Source organism: Bacteroides thetaiotaomicron VPI-5482 (assembly GCF_000011065.1).
In the GTDB taxonomy this organism is placed as follows: domain Bacteria; phylum Bacteroidota; class Bacteroidia; order Bacteroidales; family Bacteroidaceae; genus Bacteroides; species Bacteroides thetaiotaomicron.
In genome coordinates this window covers 3,802,805-3,823,933 of sequence record NC_004663.1, presented here as the reverse complement: position 1 = coordinate 3,823,933, position 21,129 = coordinate 3,802,805, and the positions used below count along the sequence as shown (strand labels likewise).

Genomic DNA, 21,129 nt, shown 5'->3' with positions numbered 1-21,129 from the left:
CTTCTCCTTTTCCCATCCTATTAATCATCCTGAATGATTATTTGAAAACAATCTCCATGGGTCTACCTATCCAAACTTGTGGTTGTTCTAAATGAAAGATGCGGGCGATAGTGGACGCCACATCGTATTGCATCATGCTTACATCGTCAAACCGGAGTCCTTTCTTAATATTCTTGCCGGATATGATGAAAGCAGTTTCCATTTCTTGCATTGTTTTTCCGCCATGACCTTTATCGATACCTCCATGGTCGGAAGTTAATATGAAAATGGTATCATCCAGCATTCCCGCGTCTTTTACCGCCTGAACGATTTGGCCGACATACACATCCAGTTCTTTAAGTTTCTCATAATATTCCGGTGTGTCGTGTCCGGCAGTGTGTCCGGTGTGGTCGGGGCCGTCGTAGCAGATGGCAACAAGAGCGGGGTGTTTCTCCTTAATATAAGAAGAAGCCATATTGCCCAGTTCTTTCGGAGTCTTGTTGCAGTCGGCAACATGATAGTGATAACTTAAAGACAGCGTATCTACTAAATATTTAATTCCTTCCCATTCATACAGGCAGCCGATTTCCGCTTCCGGGCGGGCATCGCGCAGTAATTGGAAAACAGTAGGGAAGATACCATTCTTATTTAATACACGTGAGGGAAGTTCCGGTGTTTTAGATCCCCATTCGGTGTATCCGTGAAGTTCCGGTCCCGCTCCCATGAACATGGATGCCCAGTTGATGGCACTGGAAGAGGGGAGGGCAGAACGCTTTTTCAGTGTGTAAGCTCCGTCCTCCATCAGTTTCTTTACGTTCGGCATATCTGCTTTGGGAAGGCTGTAGGCTCCCCAGCCGTCCAAACCGATGAAAACAACATGTTTAGCTTTGTCTTTTCCTTTGGCATGGCAGGAGAAAGTGAAACTGAAGAGGAGTGCGAATGTAGCAAGTAGTGTTAAAAAGGTTTGTTTATTCATGATACTTTTATTTATATGGTTAATGTTTTATTCGTTATTGAATCAAAGGCCATAACTAATGATGAGCAAAGGTAAGACTATTTTAAGGGGGAGACAAATATAATATTAGCAGATACTAATACTTTTATGGTATTTCTTTTAAAATTTTGTCTTTTGCTTGGCGTTGTTTCTTTGGCTGTCAAATTCTGTCGTTGACTATTTGTCTATAATATTGACCGTTTTAATGATTCTTCTGCTCAAATATGAATATCCTTTCGGCTTGGCTACAATAATATCCTTACAGTTTTATAATAAACCGTTTGAGCGTTTTTAATAAATAGTTGAAGGGTTTATTATAAACGGTATCCAAGTTTATTAAAAACTATTTTTGGGAAATTTCTGAGTAACCTTGGAATTATATAAACAAAAAGGGAGAAAATCAGTGCTGATTTTCTCCCTTTTCCATTCCTTTATAGATGGAAACAGATGCCTTATTGACTGCTGTTATGTCTTATATTTTATACGTTTCATATTGCTTTTCTTCTTTTTACTACCTTCAAAGATACAAAATAAAAAAGGAAAAGTCAAGAGCTGGCTGTGATAAAACAGTTTCCGGTGTGAATGGACAATAGTTTCCAGTGCGACTGGAAACTATTATAAGACGCTGATTCTCACTTATTCTTTATGATAAGAATGATCTTTCGGAAACTCTTCTCCTTCCCATGCTTTTTTCGAAGTCCAGGATTGTGAAGCATCCGTCCAAAAGGGATCATCGGCAGACAGACCTAGCGGGAGGAAAGCAAGCGATGCCATATACAAGCTGCCGTTATTAGTGTAATAATCGGAGATACCGGGCTGGGAACCGTTGAATCCCAGTGTCAGAAAGCCTGCTGTATTGAAGTTGCGGCCGTCTCCGAACATACGTTGGATGACAGCCGTCATGGCTGCGCGTACCTGTCCGTTTGATAATTCTTCGGGAAGCCAGTTGCGCCACGCAAGCAGCGCTAATGTCTGCAAAGAGCCGGTACGGTAAGTGATAGAACGTCCGAAAACAGGTAGCGTACCTTCCGGAGAGATGAGGCGTTCGAGGATTACTCCGAATCGTTGGGCACGTCTGATCGCTTCATGGAAGTTGCAGCCGGGCATATTTCCTATCTTCTCACGTTTGCCGGCTTCGGTGATTATCTCCAGTGCTTCTATATACATAGGATGTATGACGAAGCTATTGTAATAATCGAATGCGAAACGAGGTCCGTCCGAATACCAGCCGTCACCTACATACCATTCTTCTATCTTGCGCAGAGAGGAACTGATGCGGTAAGTGTCACTGGGCGCACCAGCTTTCCGAAGGAAGGACTCGACGGTGGCGCTGAACAACAGCCAGTTGCTATAGGAAGGATCGACCCGTCTGAGATCCGTAAATTCGGCGATATACCGCTGCTTGGTGATGCTGTCCAATGGCATCCATAAGGCATCATAACTTCTCAGGAAACTTTCTGCCAGGAAGGCGGCATCCACCAAGGTCTGATTCTCCTGACGCCATAACAGATAATCGGGGGAAGCGGGATCTACCGCGTTAGCATAGCTTTTCAATGCCCATTCCCGCAGTTGTTTGCGTTGGAGTCCTTCCGGAGTTTCATCGTCGGGCAATGACAGCCACGGTGCCAGTCCCGCCATTAGACGACCGAAGCATTCCATATAAGTGACGTTCTGATTGCGCCCGTCCCATGTCGGACTTAATTCTACGAGCATATTCTGTTTCAGCAGACCTTCGCTCATGTTGCTTAATACAGGAGCAGCCATCCGGTACATTACGTCGCACCAGATTTCTCTGTCACTTTTCTCTGTTTTCTTTTTGGCACTGATACTTTCTGTCGGGATCAGCAGAATCATTAATAGTAAGATCCAATGAAGTCTTTTCATGTATTGCCTTATTTTTAAGATTAAATCTACGGCTATGGAGGCATAGCTGAAGCGTATGGCAAAGGTAGAATTATTCCGACAGCAGGGCAAATACAATTTTAGCATTAACTAATACTTTTGCGTTATTTATCAGATGCTGATACTTTCTTATACAAAATGACCGGTAAATAATGCTTGTCACCGGATTTGTCATACATTTGTCCGGTAAACAAAATTATTACTATGAAAAGGAATTGGATAGGTAGCAGCATGATAGTTGCACTCTTTGCTTTATTGGCAAGCGGATGCGGTCATAGTCAACGGACGCTGGAGTTTCGTGGAATCTGTGTAGATGACCCGCAGGGAGAAAATGGATTATATAACCCGGGCAGGGGATTCCGGCTGGAAACCGCGGTGGATGTGCTGCACGAAAAAGACACTCCTACCGAAGAACTGAATGAATTGTCTGCTAAATATGTAGCAGATAGTGTTTCACTCTCACAGAGCTACTTTTATCTGACTTATTTAATAGGTAAAGAACTGTCTGAAGAAAACTTCCGGACCATGCAGGCATATTTTGATGAACTGCAAAAGCAAGGAAAAAAGGCCGTACTGCGCTTTGCCTACGAACGCGACTTTATGGGACGGTCGCCTGTCGGTCCTACCGGCGAACAGATACTGGCGCACTTGGATCAATTAAAACCTTTCCTGGAGAAAAATAAAGACCTGATTCTGGTCGTACAAGCCGGAATGATTGGCGCGTGGGGCGAATGGCACAGTTCGGTTCAGGGACTGGAAAACTCGGAAGAAACAAAGGCTGCCGTATTGGAAAAACTGCTTTCTGTGGTTCCTGCGGAGAGAAATGTACAAGTCAGACTCCCGGAATTTAAGAACCTGCTGAAAGATAAACCGGAACTTTATAAGAGACTTTCTTTCCATGATGACTTCATTGTCATACGCCCCGACAGATGGGATGCCGATATGCACGAAGGGACACCGAAGTTCGATCAGATAGTGGCGGAATCTCCTTACCTCGTAGTAGACGGTGAACTGCCCTGGGGATTCTGGAGCGTGGGCGCTGATCCGGACAGTCCTTCTGCCGGATGGATTATTGACGGTATGCAGGCGGCGAGACGTTTATTCCTCCAGCATTATACTTCGCTAAGTATCATACATAATTATAAGGAGCAACATCCCAACAACCGGTTTGACGAGAATAATCCGCCCGAATATTCCATGGTGGTCTGGAAGAAAACGATGATAACGGAAGACTCCCTTCTCCAGCATCATATGCCGGTGTCCGACAGTTACTTCCGGAAGAAAGACGGAACGAAGGTAAAACGCAATATGTTCGATTATATACGTGATCATCTGGGTTACCGGATTGAGCTTCAATCACTTCAGCTTCCCTCCAAATTCGTGAGTGGAAAGGAGAACGTCTTGAAACTGAGCTTGAAGAACAGAGGTTTTGCCACCGTATTTGGTGAACATCCTGTTTATTTTGTATTGATTGATGATGCAGGAGAGGTTACGGAATTTCCGACCGATGCCAATCCAAAGAACTGGCAACCGTTCGAACCAAAGGATTCTGCTTATACTTCGCTGATGCATACAGTGGATGTATCTCTTGAACTCCCTGCCTCGGTGACTGCCGGAACTTATAAGTTAGGTCTGTGGATACCGGACGGATCGGACAGACTCAGATATAATCCTCGTTATGCCATCCATTGTGCCAATGGGGATACGGACTGGTGGATTTCTAAGGATGGAAAGTATGGCGTGAATGTATTGACTGCGGTTGAAGTGGAATAAATGATTTGTTTCTATGATAAAAGTGAAAGGCTTCGGGTATGATTACCGGTAGCCTTTTATTGTTGGGTATGGATTACTTTATTAAGAATTATAAATCAGTACCACCGTATACGCTACATAGCAAAGTATCATAATGCTTCCTTCTATCCGTGTAATGGTCCGCTTGGCAAAGAACAGCCCGAACAGCCAGAGCAGAATGCTGGAACCTACCAGTGTGAACAGGTCGAAGTTTGTAATTCCGCTAAGATGGAGGGGAGTGATACTGGCGCTGCACCCCAATACAAAGAAGATATTGAAGAGATTACTGCCGATTACATTTCCGATAGCCATTTCCGGATTCTTTTTCAGTGCGGCGACGATGGAAGTGGCAAGCTCCGGCAGGGAAGTTCCTCCGGCTACCAGCGTTAATCCGATAATGGATTCGCTGACTCCCATGCTGCGGGCAATCCCTGTAGCTCCGTTGACGAACAGCTGACCTCCATAGATGAGTGCCGCCAGTCCGCCAATGATATAGAGAATGGATTTCCACCACGAAAGCAGCTTGATCTCTTCTTCCGGTGCCGTGTGTTCCGGTGCTGCCGGTTCCGGTGCAGCGGAAGATTTTGGGAAAGCGATGGCAAACGTATACCCCATGAAGATGGCGAAGAAGCAGAGTAAAAGCAGACCGTCTACTCTGTTCAGTATATTTTCTGTGGCATTATCGAGGAATATGTCATTGGCGCATATCAGCAATACCACAGACGAAAGGATACAGAGCGGTATCTCTTTTCGTAAAGTGTTCCGGGTGATGATAATCGGAGCGAACAGTGCCGTACATCCCACGATCATCAGCGTATTGAATATGTTACTTCCTACTACATTACCTATGGCAATGTCCGCGCTTCCTTTCAGGGCTGAAGCGACACTCACCGTCAGTTCCGGAGCGGACGTGCCGAAAGCGACAATGGTCAGTCCGATAACGATGGAAGGTATGCGGAAACGTTTGGCTACGGAAGCGGCACCGTCTGTCAGTCCGTTAGCTCCTAGTAAAATGAGAATTAATCCTCCGATAAGTAATAGTATATTCATAATTTTTCTCTTTTGGGGCAAAGATAATCATTTAGGGAATTGTTATGTCAAAAACAATCCGTATGTTTGCCATGTTTATTAAAAAGTGAAATTAAAGTTAATTCACCTAACTTGGAATCATTCTATATGGATATGAAAAAAATAAAACGGTTTGCATTGCTGCTCATAATGGCTTCCCTTGCAGTCAATGTACAGGCGCAACTGGAGCAGGCAGTCAAGAAGATTTTCGCCGGAGATACAGTAGCAACGCATCCAGTCTCTTTGCATCGGGATTCTGATTCTGCCCGTGTGGCAAATCTGCAGAAATCATTGGAAGAAGCGCGGCTCAATGAAGCCAATATGCGTATGGAGATGGAGCAGATGAGGCTTCAGATGCTGTCCGCCGATTCGGTGAAATTCTCCCAGCAACGGCAGCGTATCGACTCACTGCGTCAATTCACGAAAGGAATACCGGTAGTTGCCGAAGGGGATACCCTGTTTTATCTTTTTACAAAACGGGGCGGATACACTCCCCAGCAACGGGCACAGATGACCGGTGCCGCTATCGAAGAGATAGGAAAGCGTTTTAATCTCCGTCCCGATTCCGTTTCCATCGACCATTCGGATATTGTTTCCGACCTGATGTATGGCAATAAAGTATTGTTATCTCTTACAGATCAGGATGCTTTGTGGGAAGGAGTCTCCCGTGACTCCCTTGCCAAAGAGAGGCGGCAGAATGTAATCACCAAACTGCATGAGATGAAAGCGGAGCACAGCATTTGGCGAATGGCGAAGCGTATCCTTTATTTTCTGTTGGTGATTGTCGGTCAGTATCTCCTTTTCCGTCTGACCAACTGGGCATTTCGCAAACTGAAAGTACGTATCCTGCGTCTGAAAGATACAAAGATAAAGCCTGTGTCTATCCAGGGATATGAGTTGCTGGATGCTCAAAAACAAGCCAATCTGTTAGTCTTTTTGGCAGGCATCGGACGTTATATCCTTATGGGGATACAACTGTTGATTACTGTCCCTTTGATTTTTATCATCTTCCCGCAGACCGAAGGACTGGCATACCGCTTGCTGGGTTATATCTGGAATCCGATTCGGAAAATCTTTGTGGATATAATAGACTATGTCCCCAATCTGTTTACAATTGTTGTTATCTGGTATGCGGTGAAGTATCTGGTACGTATGGTGCTTTATCTGGCTCGTGAGATAGAAGCGGGGCGTCTTAAATTCAACGGTTTTTACCCGGATTGGGCCATGCCGACCTTCCACATCGTCCGGTTCCTGCTCTACGCATTTATGATCGCGATGATTTACCCTTATCTGCCGGGTTCTGATTCTGGGGTATTCCAAGGGATTTCGGTCTTTGTCGGATTGATTGTCTCTCTTGGATCAAGTACCGTTATCGGAAATATTATTGCCGGGCTGGTGATTACCTATATGCGCCCGTTCAAGATGGGCGACCGGATTAAACTGAACGATACCACCGGCGATATCATAGAGAAGACGCCGCTTGTCACCCGTATCCGCACTCCGAAAAATGAGGTGGTGACGGTGCCCAACTCTTTTATCATGTCATCACATACCGTGAATTATAGTACATCGGCACGGGAGTATGGCTTGATTATCCATTCGGAGGTATCCATCGGTTATGATGTCCCCTGGCGCCAGGTCAATCAGATACTGATTGATGCTGCGTTGAATACGCCCGGAGTAGTGGATGACCCGCGCCCGTTCGTGCTGGAAACTTCGTTGAGCGACTGGTATCCGGTGTATCAGATCAATGCTTATATCAAGGAGGCGCATAAGATGTCTCAGATTTATTCTGATTTGCATCAGACTATTCAGGATAAGTTTAATGAAGCGGGAATTGAGATTATGTCTCCGCATTACATGGCTGTCCGTGATGGGAACGCAACGACGACTCCCAAGAATGATCTAAGCAAGAGTAACACTGCGGATACTGCTAGTCAGAGTAACAAATCAGAATAATATAAGCTCGTTACTTAATGAACTTGTGATTTTCTTTGCATCTGTCGGGGCAAAGGAGTACTATAATAAATCAGGGCGCCCCCTTCATCGCGAAGGAGACGCCCTTTGTCGTGTGTGTTTTTTCTGAGAGTAGAATTTCTTTCTTTAATAGAGAACTTATTTTTTTCGGGTTACTGTATAAAGTACATTTCCTTTTTTATCTATCATACGCAGGTTAAGCTCCTTCTTGTCGATAGAGCAAACGGAGAAACCCGGTTCGGGGCTACAGAATTTTGTACCTTCGATGGGTTCTACCTTGCGTGCGAGAGAGGCGGCGGAGTTGACTACATAGTCAATGTCGCTTCCCGGTACACGGATATGCTGGAAGTTGTGGATATGACCGCAGATGTACATATCTACGTTGTGCTTGCGCAGGATGCTGTCTACGCGTTTCTGCATATCAAGCCGCTCGCTTTCCTCTTTCGGGGTGTAGGCATAGATGGGGTGATGGCCGGCTACGATGATCCAGTCCTCCTTGGCACTTGCCAGTACAGATTCCAGCCATGACAGCTGTTTGCTGATGTCCTGCTTGCAGGCATCCGGATATTTATCGCTTTCATTGCGGTATTTATCAATCAGCGGAGTGGTGTCTATCCAGACGATGCGGATAGTAGCTCCTTTTTCTTCGAATACCTTGGTGTAGTAACGGTCGGGCATCGACCAGCGGCGGCTGATGTTCGTATAGTCCAGTACTGCCTGAGTGCTTCCACGGTATTCGTGGTTGCCTAAGATGGAGAACCAGTCGATCATCAGTTCGGGGTGGGAGTAGATAAGCTCGTAGTTGGTCATCCACAAAGGGTCGTTCACGCTACGCACTCCGTCGAAGTGGTGAACGTCTCCGGTGGCTAATACAAATTCGGGACCTATCTCTTCGCCCATTGTGCCCATCAGTTCGGCGATTGGCTTTTGGTCATAGTAGCCGTTGCGACTTAAATCATTGGCTACATAGAAGTTAAACTTCTTGTCAAAGATGGAATAATCCGTGAGCTGTGCGTGGGCGAATGTAAAGACGGAAAGGAAAAGAAGAATGAATAAGCTTTTTATCTTCATATTATATTGATTATTAGTTGTTTATAATTGTCGTTAATGAAAGACTGAAATTCTCTGTTCTTTTGGTTTTAAAGGAACGAGGCGTTGGTTTAAAACCAAGACCCCGTTCCTTTAAAACCAACGGGGCGTTCCATTCTTAGGAACGGAGGTTTTCGCTTTGCGTGCTGTCAGAAGTTAACTTTTACGCCGGCATTAATCTTTACACCGTAGTACTCCGCCTGCATGGTGCGGTCTTTGGTTCCCTGATAGTAACGAAGAGGCTGGTTCAGCAGGTTGGTGGCGTCTGCATAGAACGTGGTCTTTATCTTCTTGCCGAAGGTGTAGCTGGCGTTCAGGTCCATGTAGCTCACTGCGTCATAGTAACGGTCGAGAGCTGCCACTTCTCCCATTTCGTCGATGAAGCTCGAAGCGTAGTTGTAGGAGAAACGTACGTTGAAACCTTTCTTTTCGAAGTAAAGGGAAGCATTGGCTGTATGTTCGGGTGATCCCGGCAGGGACAGGTCTTTCTCGTTCTCACGACCTTCGAAGTTGAAGTTGTTCACTTGGGTGTGGGTGTAGGTGTACGTACCATAGAAACCGATACATTTCAGTGCGGGAGCAATGAAGCCGAAGTCGCGTTGATAGGCCAGTTCTACGCCCAGCAGGTCGGCGTCGCCGGCGTTTTTGGGCTGGGTGAACTTCTTGTATTCGTTGTTCTGATAGGTGTAGTCACCGATGACCTGATCGACGATAAAGTCATTGATCTTCTTGTAGAAGATACCTGCGCTGATCAGACCGACACTTTTGAAGTAGTAGTCTGCGCTGAGGTCGAGATTGTAGGAGATGGTCGGGGTCAGGTCGGAGTTACCCATCACCAGTTCGTTGTCGCTGCGGTTGATGTTGACACAGGGGATCAATGCGGAGTATTTCGGGCGGCTCAGTGTCTCGGTGAACGAAGCGCGGAGCTTTAAGTCGTCGTTCACATCGTATTTGAACAAGAGGCTGGGGAGCCAGTTGACATAGCTGTTCTTATGGTTTCCGGTAGGTTCGAGGGTTTCTGTCTCGTCTTTGTCGTCGGCTACGTTCCAGTTCCAGCCGTTGTATTTGATGTGGGTGGCTTCCATGCGTAAGCCTGCCATCATTTTTATCTTCTTTCCCAAGTTCTGGTCGAAGCGGAAGAAGGCGGAAGTTACGTTCTCACGGGCGTGGTAGTTGCCGGATGATTCTTCGAGCACCTGTTCGCCTTCCATACTGCTGAGGTCGAGTGAGCCCAGGTATTCTTTGGATACGAAATCGGTCGGCTTATATTGGTCTCCCGGCATATATCCGTCACGAATCTGGCTGGTGAGGTTGTTCATGTAATCCTTGTCGAAGGTGTCTTTGTACGTATCTGCGTAATCATAGCAGAGGGTGTTGCGGTCTTTGGTCTTGGAGGCGTACTTTGCTCCGAACCGCAGGCTGTTGCCATAGATGCCGTTTGTCAGCGGAAGTTCGAAGTCGACTTTGAACTTCAGGTCTTTTTCGTAGATTTCCTGGTTGCTTTCGGTCAGTTCCTTCACTTTCCATTTGCCTCTTTCGCCGTCCGCTTCTCCGTTGTGCAGGCTGACGTCCGTAGTCACGTAAGGGAAACGGTCGCCGGCATCTACGACGGTAAAGCCGAGGAAGTCCTGTTTCAGGCTGAAGTATCTTTCGTTCGGACGGTCTTCGCTGGCACGGGCGTAGGAAGCTCCCCAGTTGACGGATAGTTTGCCGAACTGATGTTCACCGCTCAGACTGAGGTCCATTGTCTGTTGTAATTCCAGACGGGCATTTCTGTTGTCGGGTGTTCCTCCTTTTGTCTCGATCTGGGCGGATTGCTGCATATCTCCTTCGTCGTCTAGTCCTGTCTTATCCAAATCCTTATAGGTGACGCGGTAGCGGTTTTCCCAGTCGTGGCGACGGTTGTAGATACCTTGCAGCGTCAGCCGGTGGTTCGGGTTGATGTCGTAGTCGAAAGCCAGGGAGTAGCTTTGGCGTTCGCGGGTCACGTAGTACTGGCGTTTCTGTGCTTCCACCATGACTACCTCGCCTTTTTTGTTGACGTCATATTCAAACTCCACATCGTCCGATCCTGACGGAGCGTTCTGATAAGAGATGGCGGCCATCATTCCCAGTTTGTCATTGAAGAAACGGTCGCCGTAGGTAAATCCTAAGTTCAGCTGTGCTTTCTGGCTGATCCAGTTGTAGCCGGTTCCTGCTGTGGCGCTGAACATCCGTTTGTAAGGAGTGCTTTTCGTCACCAGATTGATGGAGCCGCCGATGGCATCTCCGTCCATATCCGAGGTAACGACTTTGTTCACTTCGATTGTCTGCACCATGTCGGCGGGGATGAGGTCGAGCTGGACATTACGGGTATCGCCTTCGGCAGAAGGGAGGCGGTTGCCGTTGATGGTCACGGAACTGAGGTCGGCGGAAGTACCGCGGACTTGTCCGAAGCGGGCTTCCCCCTGGTCGTATTGTACATTAATACCGTTGATACGTTTGAGGGCGTCGCCGATATTGGAATCGGGGAACTTTCCGACCTGATCGGCTGAAACGACATTGGTGATTCCGAGGTTGTTCTTTTGTGAGTTGATGGCGCGGCGTTGTCCCTGGAAGGCGCCGCCTACCACTACTTCCTGCAGTTCGAGCCCTTCATTGAGTACGACGTCCTTTTCGAGTGTCTTTCCTGCCGGAATGGTGATTTTCATTTCGACGGGAGAGTAGCCTACGTAGCTGACTTTCACGGTGTATGTGCCCGGTGTGAGATTGGCGAATGTATAATAACCGTTGACATCACTTGTCACTCCGGTATGTAGTTTTTCGATGTAGATGGAGGCTCCCGGAAGAATTTGCTTGGAAGTGTCTACTATGCGTCCGCGGATCGTACCCTGTCGGGCTACGTTTACTTTTTCCTCTGCAAAAGTATTTCCGCTTGTACTCATGATTAAAAGAGTCAAAGAGACTAATCTGAGAAATCGTTTCATAAATGTTAGCGTGCGTTAATTATTTGCTGCAAAAGTAGAGGTTTGACGTTTCTTGCTTTTTACAGTTGATTGAAGAACGCGTAACAAATATGCTACGATTGTGTTACGCAAGAAGGGCGCCCGCCTGCGGACACCCTTCGATACCTAACCCGATAAAAAGTTATCTTGAATGTATCTGAGATACGATCAATTCATTGGAATGTCGATACGTTCGCCCGTAACGGAAACGGCGCTTAACCGGAAACCATCTTTCCAGCGAACCGGAATCGTGAATGTGTCTACAGACGAAGGGGCATTTTCGCCGCTGCAGATGAGGATGAATTTGCCGGTTTCATCTTTCACTTCGTACGTCACTACATTGGTCCAGTTCTTGATCGTGATGGTCTCACCGTTGTAAGTCACCGCATTATCGCCGGAACCTACCGTAAATGTCTTGGGAGCATGAGTGGCATTCTCTCCTTTGATGATGGCGGTTTTCGTTTTATACAGTTCGTACGTGTTATCCGAAATGTATTCTAAAGCGACATCCGGACGGGTGCCTCCCAGTGCGTTCACTTTCTGTTTGAGAGCGTCTATCATGTCTTGTGTCACGGTCAGCTGCTTTTTCCCGTAGTCGTCCAGTTCCTTGTCGACCGGAGTCAGGAATCCCCATTTGGTGAAGAAGTCGAGTAAGTTCATACCGGAAATCTTGGAGCAGGTATATACAAAGTCAAGCTGAATTTCTCCGTGAGTCATTCCCGTGTAGTCTTTATTGCGGGCGTATTCATATACTTCCGGATAAAAACCTCCTTTGTCCGCCTGTTGCAACGGAGTCCTGCCCAGCACTTTCCCGAAATAGAGTTCCAGTTGCCAGAAGGGAACGAGCTTACAGAATACATCGTTGGCATTATTCTTTCCCAGATTCTGGAAGTCGGCATGCGGACTTCCGGCAGCGATAATCCCACTCCATGCTTTGGAGTATCTGTTTCGGTAGGTGATTCCCATGTCTTCGACCTGTATGCGGGAGGGCTGGCCGAAAATGGTGGTCTGTATGTACTCGGACATGATGTTGTTCGTCACTTCCGTGTTGCCGCCCCACAATACTCCCGGACGGGTCTGATTGCAATGTCCTATCTCGTGTGCCGGTCCCCAGCAAGCGCTTGTCTTCAGTTTCTCCGGACTACAGATTTCATTCATTGTTGTTCGGTTGTAGGCTGTGTGATAGGCTGTGGCGTACATATAGGACTTATACATGACATTCAGATACATCCGGTTTCTGAACATCTTGTCGTATTTCTCCAAGCCCAGCAACTGCTGCTCGCTGTACACGATCTTGTCATAAAGGTCTATCAGTTCATCTCCCTTGGAACCTGTGTACGTCCGTAGGTCACTCGTCTCGAAAGTGAGGTGGGCATATTTCCCCAGTACGTCAAAATACCGGTTGGTTGCTTTGTTGAGCAGTTCCGACCAGCGTCCGTTATGCTCCGGGTTTTGTGAGTCGAAGTAGCCGTTCACCTTTCCCGATGCAAAATGGATTTTGACAGGGGCCGCTGCCGGATCGTCCAGCGTTTTTGTGACATACATCACGTACACCAGTCCTTGTTCGCTGATAGTAAGCTTGTTGATTCCCTGATTCAGTAAGTAGGTCACTCCGCCAAAACCGTCATTCTCAGGTGCATCCAGATTCTGTACCCGCAGTCCGATGTCATATCCGTGTGTGTCTCCCACCAGTACAATCAGGTTTTCACCTGCCTTGACCGATATTCCGGTCGGATTGTCCAACTGGCTGTAAGGGTTGGTCTTGTGGGTTTCCGACTGGATATCCGGATTGGGGTATGCCTTGAACTCGCTGATACGGAACTCTGCGGGATACTTGCCTTTAATCATATAGTAGGCTATATTCTTAAAGAACGGGTATTCGCACTGCGCTATGTCATCTTCCGTAATACCGGTTTTCAGTTCACTGCAACTTGCGTCTGTGAAGAGAGTCGAATAATCAAAGTTCACGGGATTCTTTGCAAAGAACTCCATCTCGGCGCACGAAGCAAATCCTTGTCCGTCACCGGAACCGCTTTTTACGATGAAACGGAAAGACTTTGCCTGTATCGTTTGGTCAAATGTTACTTTGCCTGCCGTAGCCGAACCTTGAAAATCCTTATCAATAAGTTTTGTGAATGTGTGACCGTCTGCTGAATATTGTATTTCTGTTTCTTTGAATCTACCATTATTTCCGTTGTTGCGCGGATGGTAAATCAAATAATCGACATCTGTGACTGTTTCAAAATTATAGGTTAATGTGATGGGGAAATAGTTGCTTGCGCCATTACTCCAACTGGAATGATAAAGTGTCGAATAATCTCCGTCAAAAGATTTTTCGATGTTGCTGCCGGATTGAAAAGAAGAAGCCGTTCCGCTTACTATTTTGATCTTGATGTCACCTTTTACGTCTTCTCCGTTGCCTTCGGCAAATTCGTTGAGTCCTTTCTGAGTAACAAATACGGATGCGCTTACAGGTTCTGCCTGTTCCGTATCGGGATCGATAGTCGGTAATACTTCCGTTATTTCAATGTTGCCATGACGCTGACTGTCAAGTCCGGTTGCTTTCACCATATATGTATGGGGGGTGGTGACTGTGGCCGGTGCACGGCTGGCAGGTTTTGCGGTAATCCATTCCGGCAAAGTGATGGCTACTTCTACATTTGTCGTCACGTCAAACTGGATTTCTCCACCGATAACACCTACCTCAAAGCTGGACTGGTCAACCAGAATGGCTGCTTCGTATCCCAACTGGCGTACTGTGATTGTCTTTGTCTGGTCGGCAGCTATCACGGTAACGGTTGCTTTGCGCACGTACCGTTCGTCGCTTTCGTCTACAGATATTTTCAGTGCCTTCCCGTCTGCTGACGGGTGGCACCAATTTTTATCTGATTTGACAGTCCAGGTATCCACATTGGTAGTGACAGCTACATTCTGGCTACCGGACTCACTATTGAAATCAACTGTCTCTTTTCCAACGGTTAAATTGGGGGTTGAAGAGCCGTCATCGTCAGAGCATGCCGTAGACAGGCATGGCAGCAACGATAATAGAAAGAAAAGCAGTATATATTTCTTCATTCTTTTTTTTTATTCAAGTACGACCATTGAACATTGATAGATTTCCAGTTCTCCTAAAGCAAAATAAGGAGTGCCCTTCGTGGTCTCTGTCACTTCGAACCAAAGATAGCGGGAAGGTTTTGACAGCGGAATTACCTCTGAGTTGTACACTTCGCTCACTCCGTCGGGAAGTCCCGTTAAGGTAGTTTCCTTGTGGGTGCCTGCCTGTGAGATATCCACTGTGTTGCCATCAATTTTCTCGACGCCATCAAACCATTCTGCTGGATTATAACTATCACTTGTATATAGGTTGATCGTTTTCCATGAACTATCGTTCGCACGGTTGGTATTGGTCGAACGGAATTTAATAGCACTGACTTCTTCGCCTAAATCTACTACCAGATAATGTGGCATTTCTACTAGTGAGCTCCACCACGAGTGGAAGAAGGTTGCTATATTTCCGTCTACCAGGTCTTTGATCGGCCGGGTAGGAAATGGAGCATTCGTCCATATTTTCTTATAGTCCAGATCTATCTTTACGGGAGTGCCAAACGTAGGACTTGCCTTTTCTGCTTGTGCAGTTATCTGATGGATGGTGCCTGCGGTGTTGCCACGATTGAAGGCTTGTACGGTGAAGTTGATTTCACCGTACTTTTGGAGCAGATTGTCTATTACCAGTTCATTGGCATATTGACTGACTTGTTTTCTGTATGACTTTCCTGTGGCTCCGATGGTATATTCTATCTGTACATAATATAAGTTTTCATCGGCAGGGTTGGTCCAGCTCAGGGTAATCTGTCCCGGAGCGGGAGTCGCTTTCAGATTTTCGATGTCGCTGGGTACCGGATAGGAATCTTTGTCATCGCTGCAAGACCAGAGCATGGCTAATCCTCCGATAAGACATATCGTCATAAGTATCTTTTTCATAATCAGATTGTTTTTAATAATTGTTATTCATCATTGATTAGTAGCCCGGATTCTGCACCATGTTCGGGTTCTTGCTTACTTCACCTGCCGGAATAGGCATCAGATACTGACGGGGTGCATCGAATGTACGCTTGTCCTGTATCTCCACAATCTTGGCGAAGTCTTCCATTGTCTCGGCAAGAATGTTCAGACCACGTGCCTTGACATTGAAATAAGTTTCTCCCATTTTCCAGCGGCGGATGTCCCAGAAATTATGATTCTCCTGATAAAGCTCGATCATACGTTCCTGTCTGACGATTTTCATCACTCTGCCGTCGGGACCGCATTGGCCGTCATAGCTTGTCAAAGGAACTTTGGCATTTGCCCAGCTTTCCAGTACCGGTTTTAGTCCGGCGCGTTCGCGTACTTTGTCCAGATAAGCCATTCCTTTTTCGGGATATCCTTCTTTACCATATCCTACGCAGGCTTCGGCATAGTTCAGGTAAAGTTCGGCGAGACGTATCACAGGCCATGGATATTCTACCGTTGGTCCGGGGGTACCAACGGTAGCTTGTATCCCTGGGTGTACACCTTTTTTGTTCAGGTATCCTGTTTTGGAGTAGTTCTGAGAGCGTGCCGCAGTGACTATCTTTCCGTCATCGGCTCTGACACCGCAGTTTTCTGTTGCCAGAAATCCGGTCAACCACTTGTCTCCTTCAGAACGCTCAGCACCCCAGAATTTGTGATAAGCATATCTTTTATCGTCTGTACGACATTCATAATAACCGTTCTCAAATGCAACCCACGCATAGAATCGGGGTTCGCGGTTCATGTTCATGTATAATGTTCTTTTTCCCGGTTCGGCATAGGTAGTGCCTTCAGGGATGGTTACGATATCCAGTTTGTTGTTTGTATTGAATTCGGGGTCTTCGTCAATCGGTAATCCATTGACTGTGTAGAAGCGGTCGAGCATGGTAATAGTGGGGGCTATACCATTCCACGAGCCACGTGGGAAGAAAGGTATGGATTTACGTTGAATACCATAAGCACCTGCTTTACGGGTTTCGGGGAAAATGACTTCTTTGTAGTTTTCGCTATCCATGAAAGTCATACGAAGTGTGCGTTCTGTCAGGTTGGTCGGTTCCGGATAAGCATTACTTGTAGTACTGGCTATATAGAGCTCGTGACCGGCTCCTGATGCAGCCTGAATGGCATCCCATGTTGCATCTGCTGCACGTTTGTATTTTTCTTCCGAATAAGTGGTCGACATGAGCTGTTCGCCGTCCGGGTTCTTAAAGTCTGTGTAATCAGGGTTCCCATTGAATAATGGTGAAGCGGCATAAAGCAACATACGTGCTTTTAAGCTTTTGGCAATGACGCTCGTGGCACGCCCATAATCCGAACTATTGCGTGTGGCAGGAAGTCTGGTGGCTGCATCGTCAAGTAAGTCGGCAACCCAGTCGATACATTCATCGTACGGACGACGTCCAAGCATATTCTCTGCGGGAGTGTCGAGTGCCGGAAGTTCTTTTACCAAAATGGTCGGCCCGTAACATTTGATCAGAAGGAGGTGGAAATAGGCGATCAGGAAGTCGGCTTCTGCCGTGTAAAGATCGACTTCCTCCTGGCTGATCTTAGGAACGGAGTGGATATTTTCTTTCAACAAATAGCATTGACGTATTCCCTGAAACAGTGTATTCCAATAACTGATAATTGTATTGCTTGAGTCATAAGAACCTTCAGCGAATTTTACGTAACTTTCGGCAAACGGGCTGATCGTTTCGTCACCGGTAAAGTCCATACATGACTGAACCATGTTTGACTGAGGCAGATATCCGTAGCAGGAATATAAATATCGCAGTGCAGCACGGGGATTGGCAAAGGCATCCTTTTCCGTGGCTGTTTCGTCGGGAACGATATCCAGATAGTTACAGGAAGTATTCAGCCCTGTAATCAATAAGAGGATAAATAGATATAGTGTATTCTTTTTCATATCTTTAAGGTATTATTTGTTGTTAATAGTCATTTGGAATCCAATGTTGAATACGCGCTGGGTCGGATATGAAAGACCACTGCCACCACCCTGTTCAGGATCCCACAGATCGAACGGAGCAAAGGTCATCAGATTAGAACCGCTGATGTATAAACGCATATTCTTATAGGTATATCCGATCTCAGCATTCTTTAATTTCAGGAAGGCACCGTTACGCTCCCAATAGCTGGACAACTTGTTGTTATTGTTATTGGTTTTGCGTGACAAGCGCGGGTAAGTCGCATTGGTGTTTTGATTGTCGGGACTCCAGCGTTCGTCTGCCACCCATGAAAGTACGTTGCGCAGCATACTGTCACCAAAGGGATGGAAATCTTTTACCATGAAGGAGGTTCTGGCTATTCCCTGGAAGAAGAAGGAGAAATCCAGATTCTTCCATTTAATAGAGGGACCGAAGCCATATACAATCTCCGGTACGCCGGGATGTTTTGCCCATACCCAGTCGTCTGTATCTGTCAGGTTATCATCATATCCGTACCAGTCTCTTGAAATATTGATATATTTGATATCTCCTGGAATCACTGCCGCTCCCAATTGTTGTTGGTGGTTGGCAATATCTGCTGCATCAATGAAGAGTCCGTCGGCAATATAAATGGCATTCTTATTGGCACTGACTCCGATTTTTGACTGCCATGGATATTTCGGTGATTCATCATATTGGGTGATTTCATTATGCGCATATGTGAAAGTTCCTTTGAAGCTGACGAACCAGTTTTTGTTGAACTGCTTGTTATAGCTGGCTGCTAATTCAAATCCCTGATTGCGCATAGCTGCCAGGTTGCCGTATACTTTAGTGGTAGCTGTACCCATATATGTCGGAGTGGTCCCTTTCTCCTGGAAGATGTCGCGACGATTTTCGCGAAAGATATCAAAAGTAAGGTCTAAAGAGTGGAACAATTGTAAATCGACTCCAAAATTAATCTTTTCTCCTACCTCCCATGTAATATCTTCATTGGCATAGCGTTGATAAACGGGACCATTGTAGGTTACATTCTGATTGACACCTGTTGTAAATCCTTTGCCGCCCAGGTCAATTTGAGACATGTAGATAAAACGGCTGCCATTAATCTGGTCGTTACCTACCAGACCCCACGAACCGCGTAGCTTCAATTTAGAAACAACGTTTTTCAAAGGTTTGAAGAAAGATTCTTCACTGATGTTATAACCTGCGGCAATGGAGGGGAACAGACCGAAACGGTGTCCTTTGGCAAAATTCTCCGATCCATTGTATCCTACGTTCACTTCAGCCATATACTTTCCGGCATAAGCGTAGGAGGCGCGTGCTGCAAGACCTTGTTTGCGTTGAGGCAATGAACCGATAAAGTTCCCATCGCCCGGTGTGTTGTTTACAAGTTCGTCCTGGCTATAGATTAGCATCGCATTGACGTCATGTTCACCGAATGTACGGCTGTAATTGACCATTCCTTCCAAATAGAAACGGCGGTCGCCGGAATTTGTATTCTTTGCGGTCAGGTTTGTCGTATATTCGTCTCCAATACGGCTTGTTGTGTAGGTGTAGCCACCATTGCCATCGTCTTCGTATCCGGTCAGTGCGAATTTGTTCCACTTCCCTTCACGTTTGTTCTCGGAACTCGACCAGTTCTTGAATGAAGCCAGTGCTTTGAAACTCAGACCTTCGGTGATGAAATCCAACTTCTGGTTAAATTCCAGTGCTGCAATGACTGTGCTTTGGAATCCTTTGTTGTAGCCTGTAGCAGCCTGAGCCACCGGGTTGGTCTGATAGTCGGCGTTGACACGTTCTGTAGCTCCCCATTTTATATAAGGTGTTTCACCGTCATCCGGGAAATATACTGGAAATTCAACAGGTGATGTATTCATGGCATTGTTAAAGATGGCTCCTACTCCCTGGTTAGGAGTAGTCATGTCACGCAATTGTACGTTCAGGCGCAAGGATAACTTAGAAGAATTGCTCAATTTGGCATTGATGTTATTCTGGAAGTTATAGCGCATGATTTCAATGTTATTATTATAGGAAAAGAAATCCTTTGAACGATTTTTCAACATACCGGATTCGTGGTTGACAGAGATACTGGAGAAGTAGTCTACACGTTTACCACCGCCACGGATGTTAAAGTTGAACTTTTCGCTGTAAGAAGCGTCTTTGAATAGTTCGTCATACCAGTTTACGTTCGGATAGATATAAGGGTTCAATCCGGCACGTGTTCCGTCAATTCTATCCTGACTGTAAAGCACGTCACCGCTATTGTCATTGTTTACGGCCTCGTTGAAAAGTTCCATATAAGTAGCACCGTCTACGAATTTAGGAGTGCTGGTCGGTTGAGACATCTGTGCTTCCATGCGGAAGTTGATGATCGGCTTATCCAGATTCATACCCGATTTGGTGGTTACAATCATCACACCGTTGGCACCACGGGTACCGTACATCGCTGTTGCGGTAGCATCTTTCAGGATAGAGAAGCTATCGATAATTTCAGGATCAAGATTATTCAAGTCACTTGAACTTACCTGTACACCATCCAGAATAATTAGTGGATCGGTGACTCCGTTCATGGTCGAAACACCGCGAATCCAAAAGTTGGCGCCATCAGCTCCCGGCTGACCACTTTTCTGGACGGCAATAACACCTGCCAGACGTCCGGCAAATGCAGTAGACAGATTGGTAGAAGGTACCTTTAATTCAGCCGGTTTAATAGATTCAACGGAGCCTACCATACTGGCTTTCTTTTGTCCTGTACCATAAGCTGTGATGACTACTTCTTCCAACTGCTTGGCATCTTCATTCAAATCGATGGATAACACTTTGCGTGAACCGATCTTGATTTCTTTGGGAGTGTATCCTACATAAGAAATGAGAATAACATCCGAAGGAGCAGCCATAATCGTGAACTTTCCGTCAATGTTGGTGATTACTCCTGTAGCAGCCCCTTTGATTTGTACGGAAGCACCGATGATGGATTCACCTGTGTTGGCGTCGACTACCACACCTACGATTTCCGACTTTTTCGGTCCCTGACTCTTTTGCTGAACAGCCTCTGCTTTCGCGCTTTTCAAGATAATCTCATTGTTCTTGATGACATAGTCGATTCCGCTGTTACTGAATACTTTTCTTAAAATCTCATTAATGTCTCCTTCGCAATCGTAGTCCTTTTTCTCGTCATTGGCGATAACACCGGACTTGAAGAAGAAAGTGTACTGGCTATTTTCTTCAATCAGCTGAATAGCCTGTTGCATGGTGATAGACTGACCCTTGAGAATGATTCTCTTTCCTTGTGCGCCATGAGCGTAGAGAGCCATTGGAAGGAAGCAAATCAATAGAACGGCATATCTGAGTATGCTGTTACTAAAATGCATGT

At 46.2% G+C, this 21,129-nt stretch carries 11 protein-coding genes; 2 read left to right on the top strand and 9 right to left on the bottom strand.

The window, feature by feature from the left end; genetic code table 11:
* Positions 1-37 precede the first annotated feature (37 nt).
* Together BT_RS15335 and BT_RS15330 are read right to left on the bottom strand one after the other, a co-directional pair.
* The gene (locus BT_RS15335) at positions 38-955 is read right to left on the bottom strand and encodes an alkaline phosphatase (protein WP_011108591.1); all 918 of its coding nucleotides are present in this window, start codon (positions 953-955) and stop codon (positions 38-40) included.
* Positions 956-1,609: 654 nt separating this feature from the next.
* On the bottom strand, positions 1,610-2,857 hold the full coding sequence (locus BT_RS15330; RefSeq protein WP_008767299.1) for a DUF2264 domain-containing protein: 1,248 nt from the start codon (positions 2,855-2,857) through the stop codon (positions 1,610-1,612).
* 222 nt (positions 2,858-3,079) lie between these two features.
* Here BT_RS15330 and BT_RS15325 point away from each other — a divergent pair, with 222 nt between their 5' ends.
* Positions 3,080-4,648, top strand: coding sequence for a DUF4832 domain-containing protein (locus BT_RS15325; protein ID WP_008767298.1), 1,569 nt, complete (start codon positions 3,080-3,082; stop codon positions 4,646-4,648).
* An 81-nt stretch (positions 4,649-4,729) separates the two neighbouring features.
* Here BT_RS15325 and BT_RS15320 read toward each other — a convergent pair whose 3' ends face one another.
* On the bottom strand, positions 4,730-5,716 hold the full coding sequence (locus BT_RS15320) for a calcium/sodium antiporter (RefSeq protein WP_008767297.1): 987 nt from the start codon (positions 5,714-5,716) through the stop codon (positions 4,730-4,732).
* 126 nt (positions 5,717-5,842) lie between these two features.
* Between BT_RS15320 and BT_RS15315 the strand changes: the two genes are divergently transcribed.
* Positions 5,843-7,693: a mechanosensitive ion channel family protein gene (locus tag BT_RS15315; RefSeq protein WP_011108587.1), complete on the top strand. Its 1,851-nt coding sequence runs from the start codon at positions 5,843-5,845 to the stop codon at positions 7,691-7,693.
* Between the two features lie 156 nt (positions 7,694-7,849).
* Here the strand turns inward: BT_RS15315 and BT_RS15310 are convergent, their stop codons facing one another.
* The 6 genes from BT_RS15310 to BT_RS15285 form a co-directional block, all read right to left on the bottom strand.
* A complete protein-coding gene (locus BT_RS15310) occupies positions 7,850-8,782 on the bottom strand; it encodes a metallophosphoesterase (RefSeq protein WP_011108586.1) in 933 nt (310 codons plus the stop codon).
* 167 nt (positions 8,783-8,949) lie between these two features.
* On the bottom strand, positions 8,950-11,766 hold the full coding sequence (locus BT_RS15305; protein WP_011108585.1) for a TonB-dependent receptor: 2,817 nt from the start codon (positions 11,764-11,766) through the stop codon (positions 8,950-8,952).
* A gap of 186 nt (positions 11,767-11,952) precedes the next feature.
* Complete coding sequence (locus BT_RS15300; RefSeq protein ID WP_011108584.1) at positions 11,953-14,859, bottom strand: M60 family metallopeptidase; 2,907 nt, start codon at positions 14,857-14,859, stop codon at positions 11,953-11,955.
* A 9-nt stretch (positions 14,860-14,868) separates the two neighbouring features.
* Positions 14,869-15,765: a DUF4959 domain-containing protein gene (locus BT_RS15295; protein WP_008767292.1), complete on the bottom strand. Its 897-nt coding sequence runs from the start codon at positions 15,763-15,765 to the stop codon at positions 14,869-14,871.
* Between the two features lie 37 nt (positions 15,766-15,802).
* Entirely contained in the window at positions 15,803-17,737 is a 1,935-nt protein-coding gene (locus tag BT_RS15290) for a RagB/SusD family nutrient uptake outer membrane protein (RefSeq protein WP_011108583.1), read from the bottom strand.
* A gap of 12 nt (positions 17,738-17,749) precedes the next feature.
* Positions 17,750-21,127: a SusC/RagA family TonB-linked outer membrane protein gene (locus BT_RS15285; RefSeq protein ID WP_011108582.1), complete on the bottom strand. Its 3,378-nt coding sequence runs from the start codon at positions 21,125-21,127 to the stop codon at positions 17,750-17,752.
* Between the last annotated feature and the right edge of the window lie 2 nt (positions 21,128-21,129).